Consider the following 20,422-nt stretch of genomic DNA (forward strand, 5'->3'; position numbering starts at 1 on the left):
TTCGCCGCCGCCGCCTCCTCGTATATCTTGTCGTCATTCGAACCAGGAGGACATCCATGAACAGCGAAGCATCCTATCACCTGCGCCGCCAGGTCCTGTGGGGCCTGCTGCTGATCGGGCTCGGCGTGGCGTTCCTGCTCGACCAGCTCGATATCTACGAGGTCGACCGACTGTGGCACTATGCGCCGCTGCTGCTGGTCGTGGCCGGCATCAACCAGACCATCGGCTATCCGAGCGCGCGCGAGTTCGTGGGCGGCCTGTGGACCGTGTTCATCGGCCTATGGCTGTTCGCCTTGTTCGAGGGCTTGTTCGGCCTGACCTGGTCCAACAGCTGGCCGCTGTTCATCATCGTCGGCGGCATCGGCATGGCGGTGCGTCCGATCGCCGAGCGCCGCTTCAACCGCAAAGGAGACAGCCATGGCCAATGAAGACACCCGCGCAAGCGCGCGCGCAGGCAGCCAGGTCGTGGTCGGCCTGCTGGTGGTCGCCTTCGGCGTGCTGTTCCTGCTCGATAACCTGAACATCATCTATCTGCGCCACGTGATCTTCTTCTGGCCGCTGGCCTTCGTCGCCTCGGGGCTGGTGGCCCTATGCAGCGACGGGCCGCGCAGCGGACGCATCACCGGCATCGTCCTGATCGTCATCGGCCTGGCGATGACGCTCAACCGCCTCGGCTATGTGTACATCAGCTGGCGCACCTTCTGGCCGCTGGTGATGATCGGCCTGGGCGGGCTGATCGTGTACCGCACGCTCGGCGGCGGGCGCGTGGCCCGTCCTTCGCTGGCCAAGGATGGTGTGAGCGCCGAGAACCTGGTCGACATCACCGCCATCCTGGGCGGCTTCGAACGCCGCGTCAGCGCGCTTGACTTCCGCGGCGGCGAGATCACCGCGATCATGGGCGGCTGCGCGCTCGACCTGCGCGAAGCGGCGCTCACCACCGAAGCCGTGATCAACGTCTTCGCGATCTGGGGCGGGATCACGATCAAGGTGCCGCCCGATTGGACCGTGATCCTGAACGGCACCCCGGTGATGGGCGGCTTCACGGAAAAGACCGCGCGCCCGCCCGACAACCGCAAGCGCCTGGTGGTCACCGGCTACGCCATCATGGGCGGCGTCGAGGTCCGCAACTGAGGGCGCGCGGCGAATGTCCGGGGTGATCTCGCGGTGGTATGCGGCGCTGCTGTACCTGCTGGCCTGGCTGATGCTGGGCCTGGCGACCGCCGCGCTGCTGGCGGCCGGCGGGGCGGGGTGGGGCGCCAGCCTGCTGTTCGCGCTGCCGCTGGCGATCGTGTACGCGAACGCCACCGCGTTCTCGGCCTATTACGTGTGTCGCGCCTACCCGATCGGCCAGAAGCACCCGGCCGCGATCGTCGGCGGGGTCGGCATCACGGCGGTCTGTGCGGCGGCGCTGTGGTGCGCGATCGGCTCCGCCTGGTCCAGCCTGCTGCGTGCGCTGGCCCCCGACGGTGCGGTCGTCGAGCTGGACGCCGCGCGGCTGGCGACCATGTTCGCACTGGGCGTGATCCTGTACGGCCTGGCGGCCGCGGTCAACTACCTCTTGATCGAAGCCGAGCGCGTGCGCCAGCTCGAGACGCGCGAGCTGGAGACCCGGCTGATGGCCCAGGACGCCGAGCTGCGCATGCTGCGCACCCAGGTCGACCCGCACTTCCTATTCAACAGCCTGAACTCGATCAGTGCGCTGACCTCGATCGACCCGGGCGCGGCGCGCGCGATGACCTTGCGGCTGGCCAGCTTTTTCCGGCAGACCCTGAACCTGCATGCCGACCGCAAGGTCCCACTCGGCAGGGAGCTGGACCTGGTGCGCGAATTCCTGGCGATCGAGCAGGTGCGCTTCGGCGAGCGCCTGCGTTTCGAGGCCGAGGTGACGCCGGACGCCGCCGCCTGCCTGGTGCCGCCGATGCTGCTGCAGCCCCTGGTCGAGAACGCGGTCAAGCACGGCATCGGCCAAATGGTCGAGCCGGGCCGGATACACATCCACGCGCTGCGCGCCGGCTCGCTGCTGCGCATCAAGGTCGAGAACGACGTCGATCAGGACGCGCCATGCATGGCGCTTGCGCGCATGGGCAGCGGTGTCGGCCTGGAGAACGTGCGCCGGCGGCTGGCGGCGGCCTACGGACACGAAGCCAGCGCCCACTGGAGCCGGGACGGCGAGCGCTTCCGGGTCGAGCTGGCGCTGCCGGCAAGCAGCGAACAGGAGGCATGAGGGCATGCGTGTGATGATCGTGGACGACGAACGGCTGGCGCGGGCGGTGCTGCGCGAGCACCTGGAGGCTTATTCCGACGTCGAGATCGTCGGCGAATGCGCGAACGGCTTCGAGGCGGTCAAGGCGATCGCCGAACTGGCGCCCGACCTGGTGTTCCTCGACATCCAGATGCCCAAGCTGGACGGCTTCGAGGTGGTCGAGCTGGCCGGGGCCAAGACGCAATACGTGTTCGTGACGGCCTACGACCAGTTCGCGCTGCGCGCCTTCGAAGTGCATGCGCTCGACTACCTGCTCAAACCGTTTGCGCGCGAACGCCTGGAGCAGGCGCTGGCGCATGCGCGCGAACGGCTCGGCAGCCCTGCGGTGGCGGCCGCCGGATCGCAGGCGGTGGCGGCGGCGCAGGAAGCCGCGCAGCGCCGCACGCCGCTGACCCGTATCCTGATCCGCGACGGCGCGCGCGTGCAGCTGATCCCGGCCGCCGGCATCGACTACATCGAGGCCCAGGACGATTACGTGCAGGTGGTAGCCGGCGGCCGCGCCTGGTTGAAGAGCCAGCGCCTGTCGGAACTCGAGGAGCAGCTCGACCCCGGCGCCTTCCTGCGCGTGCACCGCTCCTACATCGTCAGCCTGGCCGCCATCGAACGCATCGAGCCGGCCGGCAAGGACAGCCATTGCGCGGTGCTGCGCGGCGGGGTTCGCATTCCGGTCAGCCGCAGCGGCTACCAGAAGCTCAGGGAGTTGATGCGCTAGGCCGTTCCTTGACATGCCACCAGCGCGGCAGCAGCGCCAATACCTCGGGCCGCGCGAAGCGGTCGTCGATCAGCCAGACCGTGCCGCGGTCCTGCTCGGTGCGGATCACGCGGCCGGCCGCCTGTACCACCTTCTGCAGGCCCGGATATAAATAGGCGTAGTCGTAGCCGGCGCCGAACATCGCCTGCATGCGTTCGCGCATCTGCTCATTGACTGGATTTACCTGCGGCAGGCCGAGGGTGGCGACGAAGGCCCCGATCAGGCGCGCGCCCGGCAGGTCGATGCCCTCGCCGAAGGCCCCGCCCAACACGGCAAAGCCAATTCCTTTACTTTCGGAGGTGAATCGGTCCAGAAACGCAGTGCGTTCCAGCTCGCTCATGCGGCGTGCCTGGCGCCAGGCCGGGATCTCCGGATGGCGTTGGGCCATGGTGTCGGCCACCTTGTCGAGGTAATCGAAGCTGCTGAAGAAGGCCAGGTAATTCCCGGGCATGCGCGCGTACTGCTCCGCCATCAGGTCGGCGATCGGCGCCAGCGAGGCTGGCCGGTGCTGGTAGCGCGTCGAGATCCCGCGCGCCACCTCCACCTGCAGCTGGCTGGCGACGAAGGGCGAGTCGACGTCGATCCAGGCGGTACCCTCGGGCATGCCGAGCAGGTCGGCGAAATAATGCCAGGGGCTGAGGGTGGCCGAGAACAGCGTGGTCGAATGCGCGAACTCGAAGCGCGGCTTGAGGAAGGGCGCCGGCACCAGGTTGCGGATGGCGAGGACGGTGTCCCGCTCGTCCGCGCGCGTGAGGTCGAACAGCGAGTGTTCGCCGAAGCTCTCGGCCAGGCGCAAAAAGTGCAGGGCGTCGAAGTAGAATTCCTGCAGCGCCGGTTCGAGCGGCACCGGGAACGCCGCCGCATGTTCGGTGATTGCGCTGGTGGCATTCTGCAGGCTGTCCAAAAGTTTTTGCGGCAGGGCTTCCAGCACCTGGTAGGGCAAGGGTGCGCCTTTGCCCGCTTCGGTCCAGGCCCGGCCGACCTTTTCCAGCGGTTTTTGCACCGCTGGTGGGGCTACCGCGCGGGCCGCGCGCAGGCTGGCCCTTGCCAGTGAAGCGCTGTACATGCCGCGCGCGCGCGACACCAGGTTGTGCGCTTCGTCGGCCAGGACGCTGACGCGCCAGCCGCGCTCCAGCGCCAGCGCGTACAGCATGGCGCCGCCATCGAACCAGTAGTTGTAGTCGCCCACCACCATGTCGGCCCAGCGCACCATCTCGCTGCCCAGGTAATAAGGACAGACTTCGTGCGCCAGGCCGATCGTGCGCAGGGTGTCGCGGTCCAGCAGCGGCGCGTCGAGCGCGGCGGCGCGCGCGCCCGGGAGCCGGTCGTAGAAGCCGCGCGCCAGCGGGCAGGCGTCGCCGTGGCAGGCTTTGTCGGGATGCTCGCAGGCCTTGTCGCGCGCGGCCAGTTCGAGCACCCGCAACGGGATCGTGCCGCCCGCCTTCAGGGTCGTGGCGGCATCCAGCGCCAGCTGGCGGCCCGGGGTCTTCGCGGCCAGGAACAGCAGCTTGTCGAGGTTTTCCTTCGGCGCCGCCTTCAGCGCCGGGAACAGGGTGCCGAGGGTCTTGCCGATGCCGGTCGGAGCCTGGGCCAGCAGGCAGCGCCGGCCGGCGTTCGCGCGGAATACGCTTTCTGCGAGCTGGCGCTGGCCGGGGCGGAAGTCCGGGTGCGGAAAACGCATGCCGGCCAGGGCTTCGTTGCGGCGCTCGCGGTGGTGCATCTCCTGCTCGGCCCAGGCGATGAAGCGGCCGCAGTGATCGTCGAAGATCGCCTTCAGTTCAAGGCGCGAGCGGGTCTCGCGCAGCACCGTTTCCTGCTGGGTGCCGATGTCGAAGTAGACCAGGGCCAGGTTGACCTGTTCCATGTCCAGCTGTTCGCAGATCAGGTGGCCGTAGATGCGTAGCTGGGCCCAGTGCAGGTGGCGGTGGTTGTCGGGGATGCTGGAAAACTGGCCGCGGAAGGTCTTCACTTCCTCGACCAGGTTCTGGTCGGGGTCGTAGCCGTCGGCGCGGCCGCGCACGTGCAGCAGGCCGTAGTCGCCTTCGAGCGTGAGCTCCGCGCGGTAGTGCTCGCCGCGCCGCGCGGCCACCACCGCATGCCCGGCGATGCCCTCGAGCGCCGTCGGCGAGGGCGTGAAGCGCAGGTCGAGGTCGCCCTGCTTGGCGGTGAACTCGCACAGCGCCCTGACGGCGACCGTGTAGCCTGTCACGCCGCCTCCTGCCACTGCAGGTAGCACACCGTGACCGGCATGCCGTGTTCGGCGCAGTAGTCGATCCAGCGCAGCTGGTTGTCCTGCAGGCGGTCGCCGGGGCCCTTCACCTCGATCATGTCGTAGCGGCCTTCATGCGGGAAGAACTGGATCAGGTCGGGGAAGCCGGTGCGGTTGTCCTTCACGTCCTGCAGGATGCGCCGGAACCACAGCTTCAGGTGGGCGGCCGGGATGCTGCGCAGGGCCAGCTCGATGATGCCGCGATCCAGCCAGTCCCAGGCCACGAAGGGCGACTGGATCCCGGCCTTTTCCTCCCAGGTGGCGAGGATGGCGTCGACGTGGCTGCCGTCGTCCAGGCGCGCCAGGCAGGTCTCGAATTCGCGCGCGCGGCGCTGGTGGAAGTCGGGGCTGTACAGGTCCGCCGGCCCGCGGTGGAAGGGATGGAAGAAGGCGCCCGGGATGGCGGCGAACACCGCCGGCCAGCACAGCAGGCCGAACAGGGTATTCGCCAGCGTGTTCTCGACGTAGTAGACGGGCGACTGCTCGCGGTGCAGGTGGCCCAGCACCACGCCTTCGACGCGCCACTCGCCATGTGGGATTGGCAGGTGCAGGTCGAGCCGCGCGGCGGGTGCGGCGCGCCGCGTCCTCGATGCGGCGTGGCCGAGCTTGCGCGCCAGGCGCGGGCCGATGCGCAACAGGTGCTGGCGCTCGGCTTCGCTTTCCGGCGCCTGCTCGGCCAGGCGGAACAGCTCGTAGGCCTGGTCGAACCTCCCGTCCTTCTCGAGTACCCGCATCGCGCGCGAGCGGGCGCCGGGGAAGCGGCACTCGGCATAGACGGCATGCGCGGCTTCCCAGTCCTTGTCCTTCTCGAGCTGCTGGCCGATGCGGAACAGGAGTTTTTCGCGGCGGCTGTCCAGCCAGTCGTTGCCGAAGCTGTGGCGCGGCAGCTCATGCAGGATGGCGCGCAATTCCTCCGAGCCCGGCTCCAGCGCGTCGAAACGTTCGCGGCAGGCGTGCAGCTGCAGGTAGTGCTCGATATCCTGGCGCGAGCGGAAGCCGCGCGAGGACTCGGAGAATTCGACTTGCTCGTAGCGGAACAGGCCCAGGTCGGACAGCACGAACTCGGTCCAGTCCTGGTGCAGGTTGCCGAAGAAGAGCAGACGCAGGCGGTCGCACAGGGGCTTCACGCCGATCGCGAACACGGTGTCTGGGCAGCCGGGGTACCACTGCGAGAACGGACGCGGCTCGCCGTGCTGCGCGCGCAGCGCTTCCAGCTGCGCGGGCTTGCGCGCGGATTTCAGCGGACCGGACAGCGCGAAGGCGTCGAGGATCTCGGGCTTGACCAGCAGGTCGAACAGCGCGTCGATATGGAGCGTCGGGTCGAGTGCGATCCAGCCGGTCGGCAGCAGGTCCTGCGCGGCGGCGACCGGACAGCCGATCTCCGGATAGTGCATCTTGCTGGCGCGGAACAGGCTGCCCTTGCGCATCACCATGCGCACGAACAAGGCCTGCGAGGGGCGCGGCAGGCGGGCGAAGGCGGCGATGAAGGCCTGCTCCTCGTCATCGAGGAGGTCGGCGTAGCGCTGGCCGATCCAGTCCAGGACGCGCTGGAAGTTGTCCAGATAATAAAACTCGTTTTCCAGAACCCTGATCATGTTGCACCATACTGTAACTTTGTACAGTATAGCGGCGCAGCATCACTTTACCCAGCAGGCAGCTCGCTTTTTTACGGCGGCGTGCCTTTTTGCTACGGCTTGCGCGCGGCTTCTTCCGCTTCCTCGCGCTTGCTGGCATGCTGGATGATGGCCGAGATCAGGGCGACGTCGGTGTCGACCTGTTCCGGCGCCGCTTTCGGCAGCGCGGCCGGGCGCCGGTTGCGCGGCTCGGCATGGGACGCCGCCACCGAGCGCGTGCCGGCCGCCGGAGGCTGGCCCGCCGCCCGTGGCGCGCTTCTTGCCGCGTGCGCGGCGAGGCGCTGCGGGTCGCGCCGGGCCTCGTGCGGTGCGATGCGGCCGGCATGTTCCTGCGGCGGCAGCGCACGCTCGGCCGCCGGCGCCGGCGCCGGCGCGGGTGCGACGTCGACGTCGACGATGGTCGCGCCGGTCCCTGGCGCCGCTGCGGGCACAGGGTCAGGCAGGGGCGCGGGCATGGATGCGGGCAACGCAACCGGCGCGGCCGCTGCCGCGGGCCTGGGCGCGACTGCGCCGGCCAGCGCGGTGTCGACCGAGGCCGACGAGCGGCTGTCCCGCGCCAGCCAGGCCAGCATGCCGACCAGGGCACACACCAGCACGCCGGCGGCGCCATACCAGAGCACGGCCGGCAGGCCCTGCAGCCGGCGCAGGATGCGCTGCGGCAGGCCTGCGGCCTGGTGGCGGTCGAGCATGGCGAGGATGTTGATCTCGTTCGCCGTGCGGCGCGTCGAGGACATCAAATTCGGACGCCGCGAGCTGGATTGATCTTCGTCTGAAGGGCGCACCGTGTACCTCCTAAGATTGGACACTCGTTCCAATTAGAAACAAACCGGAGAAGCGGATGCTGATCTTCCTCGCCCTTTTGTACTTTTGTCTGGCTTGCAGCCTGATCTGGCTGGCCTGCTTCCCCTCCGGACGGGCTTCGGTGCTGCAATTCCTGGGCGGACTGCAGCGGCGACTGCAGCTGCGCGCCGGCAGCTGGCGTGCAGACCCGCGCGCTGGAGGAAGCAGGCTGCGCGACGCCGGGCCCGGACTGCGCTGGCGCTGGAGCCTGCGGTGGCAAGCGCTGCACGCCTGGCTGCGCCGGCGCCGCGCCTTCGTCGCCGTTGGCCTGCCGCTGGTGCTGGTGCCGCCATTGGTCGCGCTGTTGCTGCGCCGGCCAGACATGTTGCCCGGCTACGAGCCGATCGACATGGTGGTCGACGCCCAGGTCGCGGCCCTGCTCAAGGGCGAACAGCTGGTGCCGCCGGCAGCCTTGCCCCCGGTCGCTTTCAGCACGCGCGAAGTCGAGCTGGTGCGGCCGATGCTGGTCGACGCCAGCCGCAACTGGGGCCTGCTGCATCCCGACTTCAGCCAACGCCTGCTGCTGGCTTTCCGCATCATGAAGGAAAAGCACGGCTACGAGATGGCGCTGCTGGAGGGCTACCGCAGCCCGGCGCGCCAGGACCTGCTGGCGAAGATGGGCTCGGCGGTGACGAATGCGCGCGCCTTCCAGAGCTGGCACCAGTATGGTCTGGCGGCCGACTGCGCATTCTTGCGCGACGGCAAGCTGGTGATCTCCGAAAAGGATCCTTGGGCGATGCGCGGCTACCAGCTGTACGGGGAAGTCGCCGAATCGCTGGGCCTGACCTGGGGCGGGCGCTGGGCCATGATGGATCTCGGCCATGCCGAGCTGCGGATGCGCGGAGTGATGCGGCGCTGATGGCGTGATTCGTGCCATTGTTCCAACGCAACAATCGGCACGGAAATAATGCCAACATTGCCTGTGGTTTTTCAACATTCCGGACAGAATCCACTATGGCCCGACTCTGGCAGTTCCTCACCAACAGCCGCGTATTGGCCGTGATCGGCATTGCTGCGCTCGCGGGCTTCCTTTTCCTGGGCGCGGAATCGCTCGAAGTAGCGGCCATCTGGGCCGTGCTGGCCGGCCTGCTCCTGCTGGCCGCCTGGGGTGTCTGGTGGCTGGTGCGCAGCTGGCTGCGCAAGCGCGCCGCCACCCGCCTCAGCGAGGCGATCGTGGCCCAGGCGGGAACGGAATCCGGCGACGGCAAACCCCAGCGCAATGATGCCCAGGTACTGCGCCAGGGCATGCTGGAAGCGATCGGCACCATCAAGACCTCGAAGCTGGGGCTCACGCGCGGCGCCAACGCCCTGTACGAACTGCCCTGGTACATGATCATCGGGAACCCGGCGGCGGGCAAGAGCAGCGCCATCAAGCACTCCGGCCTGAGCTTTCCCATCCCCGGCAGCAAGGCGGTGCAGGGCGTCGGCGGCACCCGCAACTGCGACTGGTTCTTCACCACCGACGGCATCCTGCTCGACACCGCCGGGCGCTATTCGGTGTACGAGGCCGACCGCGCCGAGTGGTTCAGCTTCCTCGACCTGCTGCGCCGCCACCGCCGGCGCGCGCCGATCAACGGCATCATCATCGCGGTCAGCGTGGCCGAGCTGGCGGGCGGCTCGCCGGAAGCGTCGATCGAGCTGGCCAAGAGCTTGCGCACCCGGGTCCAGGAACTGACGGAGCGCCTCGGCGTGCACGCGCCGGTGTACGTGGTGTTCACCAAGGCCGACCTGATCGCCGGCTTTTCCGATTTCTTCCACGACTGCGACCGCGCCGAGCGCGAGCGGGTCTGGGGCGCGACCCAGCGCTACAACCGGCGCAGCACGCCGCAGGACGTGCTGACCTTCTTCGACCAGCACTTCGACGAGCTGTACGACGGCCTGAAGGAGCTGAGCCTGGCCACCATGGCCGGCAACCGCAGCGCCGCGATGCTCCCCGGTGTGTTCACCTTCCCGCTCGAATTCGCCTCGCTCAAGCCGCAGCTGCGCGCCTTCCTGGCCACCCTGTTCGAAGAGAACACCTGGCAGTTCAAGCCGGTGATGCGTGGCTTCTACTTCACCAGCGCGCTGCAGGAAGGGGCGGTCGAGAACCTGTCCTCGCGCCGCGTCGCCGGCCGCTTCGACCTGGAATTGAAGGCGGGAGAGCCCAAAGGCGGCCAGCAGGAAGAGCAGTCGGGCTTCTTCCTGCTCGACCTGTTCCGCGAGGTGATCTTCGCCGACAAAGACCTGGTCAAGCGCTACACCAGCCCGGCTGCGACGCGTGCGAAATACGCGGCCTTCTTCGCCGCCACCGTGCTGCTCGGCTGCGCGCTGGGCGGCTGGAGCTGGTCGTATATGGGCAACCGCCAGCTGGTGGCCAACGTCCAGGCCGACCTCGACAAGGTGATGAAGCTGCAGGCCCGGGGCGTCGGCCTGCAGTCGCGGCTGGAAGCGCTGGACATCCTGCAGGACCGCATCGAACAGCTGGAAAAATATCGCGGCGAGCAGCCGTGGGCGCTGTCCTTCGGCCTCTACCAGGGCGAAGCGCTGGAACGCAAGCTGCGCGACGAATACTTCGCCGGCGTGCGCGAGGTGATGGTGCAGCCGGTGGCCGGCGCCCTCGAATCGCTGCTGGCCGAGATGAACGCCAACGCCGCCCAGCTCGATCCCAACGCACAGGCTGCGCCAGCGGCCAAGCCGGGCCAGCCCTACCAGGACGTCTCCGCCACCAATGTCGGCGACGCCTACAACGCCCTGAAAACCTACCTGATGCTGGCCGATAAGAGCCACGCCGAGCCGGGCCACCTGAACGACCAGCTGACCCGCTACTGGCGCGTGTGGCTGCAGGCGAACCGCGGCGCGATGCCGAAGGAGCAGATGATCCGCAGCGCCGAGCGCCTGATGACCTTCCACCTGGCGCATATCGGCGACCCGGCCTGGCCCCAGATCACGCCCAAACTCAGCCTGCTGGACACGGCGCGCGAGAACCTGCGCCGCGTGGTGCGCGGCACGCCGGCGCGCGAACGTGTCTACGCCGACATCCGGACCCGCGCGGCGACAAGGTATCCCGCAGTCACGGTGGCGCGCATCGTCGGCGAACAGGACCAGGGGCTGGTGGTCGGCAGCCATGCGGTATCCGGCGCCTTTACCCGCGACGCCTGGGAAAAATTCGTGGTCGGCGCGATCCGCGAGGCCTCCAACCGCGAGCTGCAGAGCAGCGACTGGGTGCTGAAGACGGTGGCGAAGGACGACCTGACGCTGGAGGGCAGCCCGGAGCAGATCCAGAAGACCCTGATCGACCTGTACAAGGCCGACTATGCGAAGGAGTGGGCGAAGTTCGTGCAGGGCGTGACGATCGCCGACCTGAACGGCTTCGACGCCAGCGTGCAGGCGATGAACCGGCTCGGCGACCCGCAGACTTCGCCCTTGGCCAAGGTGCTCAAGGCCGTCTACGCCGAGACCTCCTGGGACGACCCCAGCCAGGCGCGGGTAAGCCAGGCCAAGCTCAAGCGCGGCGTGGCGGCCTGGTTCCGCGAGGTCGTGCTGCGCCAGGCGCCGAGCGACGCGCGCCAGCTGGCCGACATGGCCGCTCCCGCCGGTGCGCTTCCCGGCGCCGCCGGGCCGGTTGGAAACGCGGCGGCCGGCCCGGTCGGGCGCGAATTCGCCGGCGTCGCGCGCCTGGTCGGGGTGAAGGAAAAGGACGCCTCGCTGATGACCGGCTACCTGGACGCGTTGTCGAAACTGCGCTCGCGCCTGAACCAGCTGAAGAACCAGGGCGATCCCGGCCCCGGCGCCAAGCAGCTGATGCAGCAGACCCTGGAAGGCAACGGCTCGGAGCTGGCCGACGCCCTGAAGTACGTCGACGAGCAGATGCTGACCGGGATGACCGACGCCCAGAAGCAGATGCTGCGCCCGCTGCTAGTGCGGCCGCTGGTGCAGACCTTCGCGATGATCGTGCTGCCTTCCGAGTCCGAGATCAACAAGACCTGGCAAGCCCAGGTCGTCGAGCCCTTCCAGAAGAACCTGGCCGGCAAATATCCGTTCTCGCCGGGCGCCCAGATGCAGGCGGCACCCGCCGAGATCGGCCAGGTGTTCGGGCCCGAAGGCGCGGTCGCCAAGTTCGTGGCCACGACCATGGGACCGCTGGTGGTGCGGCGCGGCGACGTGCTGTCCAGCCGCACCTGGGCCGACATCGGCGTGACCCTGGCGCCGCAGGTGGTGAGCGGCTTCCCAGGCTGGGTGGCGCCGCTGTCGAGCAACGGTGTGGCCACCGGCAGCGGTCCGCAGACCGTGTTCCAGCTGCTGCCGATGTCCGCGCCCGGCATCACCGAGTACACGATCGAGATCGATGGCCAGCAGCTGCGCTACCGGAATACGCCGCCGGCCTGGGTGAATATGGTACATCCTGGGCCACAGGGCGCCAGCGGGGCCAAGGTCAGCGCTGTTACCTTCGACGGACGGACGGTCGAACTGTTCAATGAGCCGGGCGAGCAAGGTCTGACCAAGCTGATCGCCGCTGCTGCCAAGAAGAAACTGGACCCTGGCGTGGGCGAGCTGCGCTGGACCTCTGGCAGCACGACGGTGGGGGTCACGCTCAAGCTGGTCAGCAGCGCCGCCAGCACCGGCGACGCCCAGGCCAGCCGCGGCTTCAGCGGCCTGCGCCTGCCCGAGACCGTGGTCGGCCGCGGCGCGTCTGCGGCGGGCGGTCCGCAGCTGGCAGGAGCCGCGCAATGACGCGCGCACCCATCTCGACCCGGATCGGCTACTTCGGCAAGATCCCGGCGCGCAGCGACTTCGTCAAGGTCGCCGACGACCAGCCGGTGCTGGGCATGCTGGACGACTGGCTGGCCCAGGTGATGACGCGCCTGCCGGCCGATGCGCGCTGGAAGCTGTACTACGACGCCTCGCCGCCGGTCAGTTTTGCCTTCGTCGGCCCGAGCCGCCGGCATGCGGTCGCCGGCCACCTGGTGGCCAGCCACGACCGCTCCGGGCGCCGCTTCCCCTTCCTGATGATGCGCACCGTCGAGGTGCCCGATCCGGCCGCCTTCGTGTCGCGCTGCCCGCTGGCCTTCGGTCCCCTGTGGGATTTCCTGGCGTCGATGGCGCCGCGCGTGCTCGGCGCAGGCGACCCCGGCCCGCACCTGCATGCGATCGCCGATGCGGCGGTCGGCCTTGGCGAATACGAGGTCCAGCTCGACGACTACCTGGCCGTGTCGACCGTCAGCTCGCTGTCGGAGGACTTGGCGCTGGCGGCGAACCGCCTGATCCTCGGTCTCGGCCTGCTGTTGCAGCCGGTCATGCACAGCCGCCCGGCGTCCCTGCACAAAAGCCTGGTGCTGCCGCTGCCGCGCGACGAGGCCACGCGCTGCAGGGTGGCCGCGTTCTGGTTGGAGCTGGCCACGCCCTTCATCCGCCGCACCGCCTTCGACCTGGTGCTGTTCCTCACCACGGTGGCCGAGCGTCCGGCGCTGGTGATCGGCTTCGGCGGCGCCGCCGCCGAGACCCTGCACGGGATCATCGACCCGCTGGCCGGCCGCGAGCAGCAGGTGCAGATGGTCGACGACGGCTGGATCGACGAGCAGCTCGGCATCGACATCGACGTGCGCGCGCTGGCCAGCTATCTCGAGCAGCCAATGCTGCCGCTGCGCCTGGCGCGCGAACTGTTCCTCAAGACCTTCATCGGAGCCGCTACGTGAAGCTGATAACGACGATCTACATTGCCGCCGCCTGCCTGGCCGCGGCGCCCGCCATGGCCGATGGCGGCAGTCCTGCCGCTAATTCTGTTTCAGCTACCGCGCCGATCGTGGTGTCCGGCACCGTCGCCGACGATGCCAGCAAGGCGTCCCTGCTGGCCCGCCTGCGCGCCGTGTACGGTGCCGAGCGCGTGGTCGACCAGCTCACGGTGGGACGGGTGTCGGCGCCGCCGAACTGGAACGAGCACGTCGCCCGGCTGATCGGGCCCAACCTGAAGCTGGTCAGCCGCGGCCAGCTGCAGGTCGACGGCACCAGCGTCAGCCTGCGCGGCGACGTCGCCAGCGACGCGCAGAAGCAGCAGATCGCCAGCGAGCTGGCGCTGAACCTGGACCCCAGCTACACCGTCAACAACGGCCTGCGGGTGGCGGTATCGGAGCAGGGCGTGCTGGACGCCGCACTGGCCGACCGCATCATCGAGTTCGAGTCGGGCAAGGCGGCGCTGGCCGATTCCGGCAAGGCCATCCTCGACCAGATGAGCGTCACGCTGTTGCGCCTGAAGGACAAGAAGGTGGAAGTGATCGGCCACACCGACAACGCCGGCTCGCGCGCCGGCAACCTGTCGCTCAGCCAGGCGCGCGCCGAGGCGGTGAAGGCCTACGTGGTCGGGCGCGGCGTGAGCGCTGATATGGTCTCCGTGTCCGGCGAAGGTCCGGACCGCCCGGTGGCCGACAATCGCACGCCGGAGGGACGGGCGCGCAACCGGCGGATCGAGTTCAAGGTCGTGCAATAAAGTTCAACTAACATCAAACCGGGGTCAGACTCCGATTTTTGGAAATGTCTTGCAAGCCGTTTCCAAAATCCGGAGTCTGACCCCGGTTTGTTTTTGCGCAAGCGGATTAGGGCAGGGTGATCGTGACGTTCGCCGACTGCGGCGGCAGTTTTACCAGGTCGTTATAGCCCGCCATCGCCACATCCGTTTCGTGTGCCAGCGCAGTGCGGAAGCCCAGGTACCCCCCCAGCGTCACCACCGCGAACACCATCGACAGCGCCCACAGCGACAGGTCGCTGCCCAGCTTGTGCACGATCTGGTCGGGGCGCTCGGCGTGCGGGGCGAAGCCGCGGCTTTTGCCGCGCATGCGCGCGATCTCGTCGCCCAGGCGCGCGGTCAGGTAGTTCAGCTTGTCCCGGCCGTCCAGCGCGAAACGTCCCTCGAAGCCGAGCAGCAGGCAGACGTGGAACACCTCCAGCGCCTGCAGGTGCACGCTGCCCTTGGCGCGCAGGTCTTCGAGGCGCTGGAAGAAGTGCTCGCCGGCGAGCTGGTCGCCGAACAGGCGCAGCTGCAGCGGACGCGTCTCCCAGGCTTCGCGGATGTCGTAGTCCGAGCGCAGGATGATCTCGTCTACCGCCGCGCAGAACGCATACTTGGCGGCGGTGACGTCGTCGGCAGGCACGCCGAGCGCCTTGGCATTGCGGTCGACGTCGCCAAGAAAGCGCGTCATGTGGTCGGCAAAAGCGGTCTTGTCGTGCGGGCCGCAGCCGTTCTTCAGCAGGAACAGCGCATAGAAGCCCTCGTACATGAGGTCGACGAGGGAGCTGGGGGTACTGCCGGCGGCGTTGCGGCTGCCGGGCTGGGGCGGCGCGGCGCGTCGTTCGACGTGGGGGCTCATGCTGCGATTCCGATGAGTTCGAGTTTGAGGTCGCGGATCCCGTTCGGCACATAGATCGAGATCGCCTGCGCTTTCAGCATGCTTTCGTACAGCACGCCGCGGTTTTCCAGCACGAAGTAATAGGTGTCGGGCCGCACCGGCACCGCGCTCGGCACCTGCGGCGCATGCACCAGGCGCACGCCGGGCATGGCCGACAGCACCAGCTTGTCGACGTCCTCGGGCGCGCCGATCTTGAAGCGCAGCGGCACGATCTCGACCAGCTGCAGGCCCGGCATGTCGGCCGAGACGCCCAGGAACAGCGTGGTCTGGCCGTTGATCTTGCCGGAGTCGAGCGCGCCCAGGTGGTAGGACGGACGTTCGTTCGACAGCGCGATCGAGAAGTACTTCGCCGAGATCACGGTGTCGAGCAGCTCGCGCAGGATCGCGTCCAGGCGCGCGAAGGCCGGGCCCGGATCCTGGTGCACGTAGGGCGGCAAATCTTCCAGCTTGAAGCTGCGCGAAAACGTCATCATGCCGCCGGCAAGGCCGAGCAGCTCCTGGAACAGGCGCTCGGGATGCAGGTCGCGGTGGGCCAGGAAGTGGGTCAGCGACGCGTAGCCGCTGCTGACCGTGTGCAGCAGCCAGAACGAGGCGACGTCGCCGCCGCGCAGCTCGACCACGTTCTTGCTGGGCTCGCGGTAGTGGCCGTACAGCGCGTTCACCTTGGCCAGCAGCTTTTCCATCAGTCGCGCCAGCTGGCCGTGCAGGCCGGGTGCGCCCTCGATCGACAGGCTGGGCGGGACGAAGGCGTGGTCGATTTCGAAACCGCCGGTGGCGACGCGGCGCAGGCGCACCAGCGGAATGGTCTCGAAGGCTTCCAGGGGCTCGAGTTCCGACACCAGCCGCAGGCCGCGGGTGAGATACGCGACCGGCGCGCTGGCGGCGTCGGTGAACAGGTCGAAGGTGTCGTGCTCGTGCTGGCCGAAGCGCGTGTCGATGCGGGCTTCGCCGCGCGCGGCGCAGTTGCCGCCGTGGTCCTTCAGTGCCGGCAGCGCGGCATGGTAGGTGAGCGCCTGCACCGAGGAGGGCAGTTCGCCAAGGCGCACCTGGGGCGGCAGGGCGTCGCGGTCGGGCGCGTGCACGATCTCGCCGTCGGGGAAGATCAGCGACAGTTCGATGATGCGCAGAGTGTCGGCCTTCAGCGCATCCTGGTCGATCTCGAGCTTGCGCACGCCCCAGGAGTAGGGGTGCAGGGCGGTGGCGGTGTCGTTCAGGCGCGCTTCGTGGTAGCGGTCCTGCTGCTGGAAATGCTGGGGGCGCAGGAATAGCCCCTCGCCCCACAAGACCTTCGATGGTGGTTTCACGGATGCCTCGCGCAGATGTCACAAAACTCTAGCTTGGGGGAAACCACGCAGACTTCATTGACATCGGGCAAGGCCACCGCGTGCGGCGGCGGGGCTGGCGCTGGCACCGCTGCTGCTCATCGCGCAGGCATGGAGGCCGATCGTCACGCCGGCCTGTTCCGCTTCCGGCGCGGCGAAGGCCAGCCGCCAGCCCTGTTGCGGCGGCGAATAGAACAGGGCGACGACACCGAGCCAGCCGGCCTCGCGCGGCAGCTTTTCGTTGAGCTCCAGCTGCTGGCCGGGCACCAACGTCAGTTCGCGCACCTCGACCAGGTCAGCGCCCAGCGCCTCGCGCTCGCCCTGCGTCGACAGGAAGGCGGAATAGGGTGCCTCCTCGAAGGCGGCACGCTGGCGCAGCGTATACACACGCACCAGCAGGGCCAGCGATTGGCCGCGCGCGTCCACGTTCAGGCGCTTGGCGGCATGCAGGCGCAGTGTCACCTTGCGTGGCGCCTGCAGGGCTTCGGGCGAGGGCTGTGGCTTGCGCAAGCCGACGGCTTCCATCAAGCCGCCGGGCGAGCTTGCGGCGCCGCCAGCGCAGCCGGCCAGCAGCATACAGGAGAACAATCCGGACAAGCAGGAAGGGAGGAGGGAGGAAGCCATGGCGTAATGCCTTTGGTAAATGAGTCGACAGCGACATTTAACGGGATCGCCATCTGCGCACGCTGCGCCTGCGCAAGCCGGACTTCGACCGAGCTCAATTGCTGGGGGACGCTAAGTTGACTTCACACAATTCTTCACGGAAAGCGCGCGCCAATAATGGCGCTTGATTTCACCTTGGGAGAGCCAGATGACGTTCCAACGCTTGATGCCGAGTTTAGTCTGTGTTGCGATGCTGTCGGCCTGCGCCGCCACCGGCCCGGCGGCCGGCGGCGCCAAGCCGGCATCCACCATGGCCGCCGCGATGGCGGACGTCGACGCCGCCGTGCTGGCGGGCCAGACCGACAAGGCCTACGCCTTGCTGAAGAGCGCGGGCGGCACCTTCCCGACCGATAAGACGCCGTGGGTCAGGATGGCCCAGATGCGCTTCGACAGCACCGATTACGGCGAAGCCATCGTCAACGCCCTGGAAGCGCTGGAGCGCGACCCGGACGACACCCTGGCCAACAGCATCGTCGCGGTCAGCGGCCTGCGCGTGACCAGCAAGGCGCTAGCCGACCTGAGCCAAAAGAACAACCTGAGCGGCAACGTGCGGACCGAGGCCCAGGCACTGGCCAAGCTGCTGCGCAGCAGCCTGGGCGAAGAGGTGCTGGTGGCGAACGCCACCCGTCCGGCCGCGGCACGGCCCAAGGATGCGCCTGGCCGGAGGATGATCGCGACGCCGCCCGCCCGCCCGGCCAGCAACGACCCCTTCGGGGCCTTGAAGTAAACCCAGCCTGGAGTCGACATGTCCAAGAATGAAAGCGTGCAGAAACGCCTGCAGAAGGTGCGCGCCCCGCGCGTGCAGATGACCTATGACGTCGAGATCGGCGACGCCATCGAGAACAAGGAGTTGCCCTTCGTGGTCGGCGTGCTGGGCGACTTCGGCAGCGATCCCGACGCCGCCAGGAAGCGCCTGAAGGACCGCAACTTCGTCAGCGTCGATGCCGACAATGTCGACGAAGTGCTGAACGCCGTCGCCCCGGTCGCCAACTTCCGCGTCGAGAACCACCTGTCGCCGGAAGGCGGCGAGTTCGCGCTCAGCCTGCAGTTCCGCGAGATGGCCGACTTCCGCCCGGAGTCGGTGGTGCAGCAGGTGGCGCCTTTGAAAGGCCTGCTGGATGCGCGCAGCAAGCTGGCCGACCTGCGCAACAAGCTGGCCGGGAACGACAAGCTGGAAGACATCCTGAACGACGTGCTGACCAACACCGAAAAGCTGGACAGCCTGCGCAAGACCCGGGAGGACAAATAATGGCGGCGATCCTCGACACCGCGGCACAAGAGACGGCGGGCACGGTCGAACTGGACACCGGCCTGCTCGACCAGATCGTCGAGCAGAGCCGGGTGGCGAAGTCCAGCAGCGAGCACGAACGCGCGCGCGACCTGATCTCGGAACTGGTGACCCAGGTGATGGACGGCACCATGGTCATCTCCAGCAACCTGTCGGCGACGATCGATGCGCGCCTGGCGGAGCTGGACCGCATGATCTCGGCCCAGCTGTCGAGCATCATGCACGCGCCCGAGTTCCAGAAGCTGGAACGCAGCTGGACCGGCCTGCATTACCTGGTCAAGAACACCTCTACCAGCAGCAACCTGCAAATCCGCATGCTCAACGCCACCAAGCGCGAGCTGGTGAAGGACTTCCAGTCGGCGCTGGAATTCGACCAGAGCAGCCTGTTCAAGAAGATCTACGAAGAGGAGTTCGGCACCTTCGGCGGTGCCCCCTACGGCGCGCTGATCGGCGACTTCGAGATCAGCCGCCAGCCCGAGGACGTCTACTTCCTGGAACAGATGTCGCACGTGGCGGCGGCCAGCCATGCGCCCTTCATCACCTCGAGCGCGCCGGAGCTGTTCGGGATCGAGAGCTTCGGCGACCTCGGCAAGCCGCGCGACCTGGCCAAGGTGTTCGACACCGTCGAATACGCGAAGTGGAAGGCGTTCCGCGAGTCCGAGGATGCGCGCTACGTCGGCCTGACCCTGCCGCGCTTCCTCGGCCGCCTGCCGTACAACCCAATGGACGGCATGGCCACCGAAGGCTTCAACTTCGTCGAGGACGTCGACGGCAGCGACCACCAGAAGTACCTGTGGTGTAACGCCGCCTACGCCTTCGCCACCAAGCTGACCAAGGCGTTCGAGGACTATGGCTGGTGCGCGGCGATCCGCGGCGTCGAGGGCGGCGGCCTGGTCGAGAACCTGCCGGCCCACACCTTCAAGACCGACGAGGGCGAGGTCGCGCTGAAGTGCCCGACCGAGCTGGCGATCACCGACCGCCGCGAGAAGGAGCTGTCCGACCTCGGTTTCATCTCGCTGGTGCACTGCAAGAACACCTCGTATGCGGCCTTCTTCGGCGCGCAGTCGGCGCAGAAGCCGCGCAAGTACGCCAACGACGCCGCCAACGCCAACGCGCTGCTGTCCTCGCAACTGCAGTATATCTTCGCGGTCTCGCGCATCGCCCACTACATGAAGGCCATGATGCGGGACAAGATCGGCAGCTTTGCCGCCGCGTCCAACGTCGAGGATTACCTGAACCGCTGGCTGACCCAGTACGTGCTGCTGGACGATAACGCGAGTCAGGAACAGAAGGCCCAGTTCCCGCTGCGCGAAGCCAGCGTGCAGGTGGCGGAAGTGCCCGGCCGTCCCGGCGTCTACCGCGCCGTCTCCTTCCTGCGTCCCCATTTCCAGCTCGATGAGCTGTCCGTTTCGCTCCGACTGGTCGCGGAGTTGCCGCAATCGACCAAATCCTGATTCTTCATTCAACATACCACTGGAGTAAGACATGGCAATAGACGTGTACCTGCAAATCGACGGCATCAAGGGCGAATCGATGGACGACAGGCACAAGGACTGGATCGAGTGCAAATCGGTGAGCTGGGGCGTGATTCAGCCGAAATCCGCAACTTCCTCGACCGGCGGCGGCCATACCGCCGAGCGCTGCGAGTATTCCGAGCTCGCGATCGCCAAGCTGGCCGACCTGTCCTCGCCGGTGCTGCTGCAGACCTGCTCTTCCGGCAAGACGATCCCCAAGGCCAAGCTCGAGTTCATGCGCGCCGACGGCCAGGGCGAGCGGGTCAAGTACTTTGAGGTCGAGCTCGAGAACGTGCTGATCGGCTCGGTCCAGTCGGCGGTGGCGGAAGGCGACTTCATGGCCGAGAGCGTCGGCCTGAAGTTCTCGAAAATAAAATTCAAGTACACCCAGCAGAAGATCGGCGGCGGCGCCGGCGGCAATACCTCCGGCGGCTGGGACCTGGCCTCCAACAAGGTGGCCTGACCGCTTGCCTCACCTGGTACTTGATGCGCTCTGTCGCCA

At 67.8% G+C, this 20,422-nt stretch carries 18 protein-coding genes; 12 read left to right on the top strand and 6 right to left on the bottom strand.

All coding sequences use genetic code 11. From position 1 onward, the window contains the following. Positions 1–56 precede the first annotated feature (56 nt). From ACI48D_RS08455 to ACI48D_RS08470, 4 genes are read left to right on the top strand one after another with little or no spacing between them, the layout of a single operon-like run. Positions 57–428, top strand: coding sequence for a LiaF transmembrane domain-containing protein (locus tag ACI48D_RS08455; RefSeq protein ID WP_435570778.1), 372 nt, complete (start codon positions 57–59; stop codon positions 426–428). After that, positions 418–1,131: a LiaI-LiaF-like domain-containing protein gene (locus ACI48D_RS08460; protein ID WP_435570779.1), complete on the top strand. Its 714-nt coding sequence runs from the start codon at positions 418–420 to the stop codon at positions 1,129–1,131. The genes ACI48D_RS08455 and ACI48D_RS08460 overlap by 11 nt, the downstream gene beginning before the upstream one ends. A 13-nt stretch (positions 1,132–1,144) precedes the next feature. Beyond that, on the top strand, positions 1,145–2,224 hold the full coding sequence (locus ACI48D_RS08465) for a sensor histidine kinase (RefSeq protein ID WP_435570780.1): 1,080 nt from the start codon (positions 1,145–1,147) through the stop codon (positions 2,222–2,224). 4 nt (positions 2,225–2,228) lie between these two features. Next, entirely contained in the window at positions 2,229–2,975 is a 747-nt protein-coding gene (locus tag ACI48D_RS08470; RefSeq protein WP_435570781.1) for a LytR/AlgR family response regulator transcription factor, read from the top strand. Here ACI48D_RS08470 and ACI48D_RS08475 read toward each other — a convergent pair. From ACI48D_RS08475 to ACI48D_RS08485, 3 genes are all read right to left on the bottom strand, one after another. Next, positions 2,956–5,223 (bottom strand): ATP-dependent DNA helicase, encoded by a 2,268-nt coding sequence (locus ACI48D_RS08475; RefSeq protein WP_435570782.1) that lies wholly within the window; start codon positions 5,221–5,223, stop codon positions 2,956–2,958. The genes ACI48D_RS08470 and ACI48D_RS08475 overlap by 20 nt on opposite strands. Continuing rightward, positions 5,220–6,878, bottom strand: coding sequence for a VRR-NUC domain-containing protein (locus ACI48D_RS08480; protein ID WP_435570783.1), 1,659 nt, complete (start codon positions 6,876–6,878; stop codon positions 5,220–5,222). The genes ACI48D_RS08475 and ACI48D_RS08480 overlap by 4 nt, the downstream gene beginning before the upstream one ends. A 92-nt stretch (positions 6,879–6,970) precedes the next feature. After that, positions 6,971–7,651: a hypothetical protein gene (locus ACI48D_RS08485; RefSeq protein WP_435570784.1), complete on the bottom strand. Its 681-nt coding sequence runs from the start codon at positions 7,649–7,651 to the stop codon at positions 6,971–6,973. A 104-nt stretch (positions 7,652–7,755) separates the two neighbouring features. Between ACI48D_RS08485 and ACI48D_RS08490 the strand changes: the two genes are divergently transcribed. The 4 genes from ACI48D_RS08490 (at position 7,756) to ACI48D_RS08505 (ending at position 14,217) form a co-directional block, all read left to right on the top strand. Next, positions 7,756–8,616, top strand: a complete 861-nt coding sequence (locus ACI48D_RS08490; RefSeq protein ID WP_435570785.1) for a M15 family metallopeptidase — start codon at positions 7,756–7,758, stop codon at positions 8,614–8,616. Positions 8,617–8,711: 95 nt separating this feature from the next. Further along, positions 8,712–12,467: a type VI secretion system membrane subunit TssM gene (tssM, locus tag ACI48D_RS08495; RefSeq protein WP_435570786.1), complete on the top strand. Its 3,756-nt coding sequence runs from the start codon at positions 8,712–8,714 to the stop codon at positions 12,465–12,467. Further along, positions 12,464–13,429, top strand: coding sequence for a type VI secretion system-associated protein TagF (gene tagF, locus ACI48D_RS08500; RefSeq protein WP_435570787.1), 966 nt, complete (start codon positions 12,464–12,466; stop codon positions 13,427–13,429). The genes tssM and tagF overlap by 4 nt, the downstream gene beginning before the upstream one ends. Before the next feature lie 53 nt (positions 13,430–13,482). Continuing rightward, entirely contained in the window at positions 13,483–14,217 is a 735-nt protein-coding gene (locus ACI48D_RS08505; protein WP_435570809.1) for an OmpA family protein, read from the top strand. A gap of 106 nt (positions 14,218–14,323) precedes the next feature. Here ACI48D_RS08505 and icmH read toward each other — a convergent pair whose 3' ends face one another. The 3 genes from icmH to tssJ are packed head-to-tail and all read right to left on the bottom strand — an operon-like array spanning position 14,324 to position 17,079. Next, positions 14,324–15,094 (bottom strand): type IVB secretion system protein IcmH/DotU, encoded by a 771-nt coding sequence (icmH, locus tag ACI48D_RS08510; protein WP_435570788.1) that lies wholly within the window; start codon positions 15,092–15,094, stop codon positions 14,324–14,326. Continuing rightward, positions 15,091–16,437, bottom strand: a complete 1,347-nt coding sequence (tssK, locus tag ACI48D_RS08515; RefSeq protein ID WP_435570789.1) for a type VI secretion system baseplate subunit TssK — start codon at positions 16,435–16,437, stop codon at positions 15,091–15,093. The genes icmH and tssK overlap by 4 nt, the downstream gene beginning before the upstream one ends. Before the next feature lie 54 nt (positions 16,438–16,491). Then, positions 16,492–17,079 carry a type VI secretion system lipoprotein TssJ gene (tssJ, locus tag ACI48D_RS08520; protein ID WP_435570790.1) on the bottom strand — a complete coding sequence of 196 codons (588 nt, stop codon included), beginning with the start codon at positions 17,077–17,079 and terminating at the stop codon, positions 16,492–16,494. Between the two features lie 187 nt (positions 17,080–17,266). On the opposite strand from tssJ, the gene ACI48D_RS08525 reads away from it, so the two are divergent. The 4 genes from ACI48D_RS08525 to ACI48D_RS08540 are packed head-to-tail and all read left to right on the top strand — an operon-like array spanning position 17,267 to position 20,383. Further along, positions 17,267–17,845, top strand: a complete 579-nt coding sequence (locus ACI48D_RS08525; protein ID WP_435570791.1) for a tetratricopeptide repeat protein — start codon at positions 17,267–17,269, stop codon at positions 17,843–17,845. Between the two features lie 18 nt (positions 17,846–17,863). After that, positions 17,864–18,367 (top strand): type VI secretion system contractile sheath small subunit, encoded by a 504-nt coding sequence (tssB, locus tag ACI48D_RS08530; RefSeq protein WP_435570792.1) that lies wholly within the window; start codon positions 17,864–17,866, stop codon positions 18,365–18,367. Then, positions 18,367–19,860: a type VI secretion system contractile sheath large subunit gene (gene tssC, locus ACI48D_RS08535; protein ID WP_435570793.1), complete on the top strand. Its 1,494-nt coding sequence runs from the start codon at positions 18,367–18,369 to the stop codon at positions 19,858–19,860. The genes tssB and tssC overlap by 1 nt, the downstream gene beginning before the upstream one ends. A gap of 31 nt (positions 19,861–19,891) precedes the next feature. After that, complete coding sequence (locus ACI48D_RS08540) at positions 19,892–20,383, top strand: Hcp family type VI secretion system effector (protein ID WP_435570794.1); 492 nt, start codon at positions 19,892–19,894, stop codon at positions 20,381–20,383. Positions 20,384–20,422 lie beyond the last annotated feature (39 nt).

The sequence above is a fragment of the Massilia sp. LXY-6 genome (assembly GCF_051233485.1).
GTDB lineage: Bacteria > Pseudomonadota > Gammaproteobacteria > Burkholderiales > Burkholderiaceae_D > Telluria.

Coding starts and splice junctions, on each gene's coding strand:
- ACI48D_RS08455 (WP_435570778.1), top strand. CDS start 57: ATGAACAGCGAAGCATCCTATCACCTGCGCCGCCAGGTCCTGTGGGGC.
- ACI48D_RS08460 (WP_435570779.1), top strand. CDS start 418: ATGGCCAATGAAGACACCCGCGCAAGCGCGCGCGCAGGCAGCCAGGTC.
- ACI48D_RS08465 (WP_435570780.1), top strand. CDS start 1,145: ATGTCCGGGGTGATCTCGCGGTGGTATGCGGCGCTGCTGTACCTGCTG.
- ACI48D_RS08470 (WP_435570781.1), top strand. CDS start 2,229: ATGCGTGTGATGATCGTGGACGACGAACGGCTGGCGCGGGCGGTGCTG.
- ACI48D_RS08480 (WP_435570783.1), bottom strand. CDS start 6,878: ATGATCAGGGTTCTGGAAAACGAGTTTTATTATCTGGACAACTTCCAG.
- ACI48D_RS08485 (WP_435570784.1), bottom strand. CDS start 7,651: ATGTCCTCGACGCGCCGCACGGCGAACGAGATCAACATCCTCGCCATG.
- ACI48D_RS08490 (WP_435570785.1), top strand. CDS start 7,756: ATGCTGATCTTCCTCGCCCTTTTGTACTTTTGTCTGGCTTGCAGCCTG.
- tssM (WP_435570786.1), top strand. CDS start 8,712: ATGGCCCGACTCTGGCAGTTCCTCACCAACAGCCGCGTATTGGCCGTG.
- tagF (WP_435570787.1), top strand. CDS start 12,464: ATGACGCGCGCACCCATCTCGACCCGGATCGGCTACTTCGGCAAGATC.
- ACI48D_RS08505 (WP_435570809.1), top strand. CDS start 13,483: ATGGCCGATGGCGGCAGTCCTGCCGCTAATTCTGTTTCAGCTACCGCG.
- icmH (WP_435570788.1), bottom strand. CDS start 15,094: ATGAGCCCCCACGTCGAACGACGCGCCGCGCCGCCCCAGCCCGGCAGC.
- tssJ (WP_435570790.1), bottom strand. CDS start 17,079: ATGGCTTCCTCCCTCCTCCCTTCCTGCTTGTCCGGATTGTTCTCCTGT.
- ACI48D_RS08525 (WP_435570791.1), top strand. CDS start 17,267: ATGACGTTCCAACGCTTGATGCCGAGTTTAGTCTGTGTTGCGATGCTG.
- tssB (WP_435570792.1), top strand. CDS start 17,864: ATGTCCAAGAATGAAAGCGTGCAGAAACGCCTGCAGAAGGTGCGCGCC.
- tssC (WP_435570793.1), top strand. CDS start 18,367: ATGGCGGCGATCCTCGACACCGCGGCACAAGAGACGGCGGGCACGGTC.
- ACI48D_RS08540 (WP_435570794.1), top strand. CDS start 19,892: ATGGCAATAGACGTGTACCTGCAAATCGACGGCATCAAGGGCGAATCG.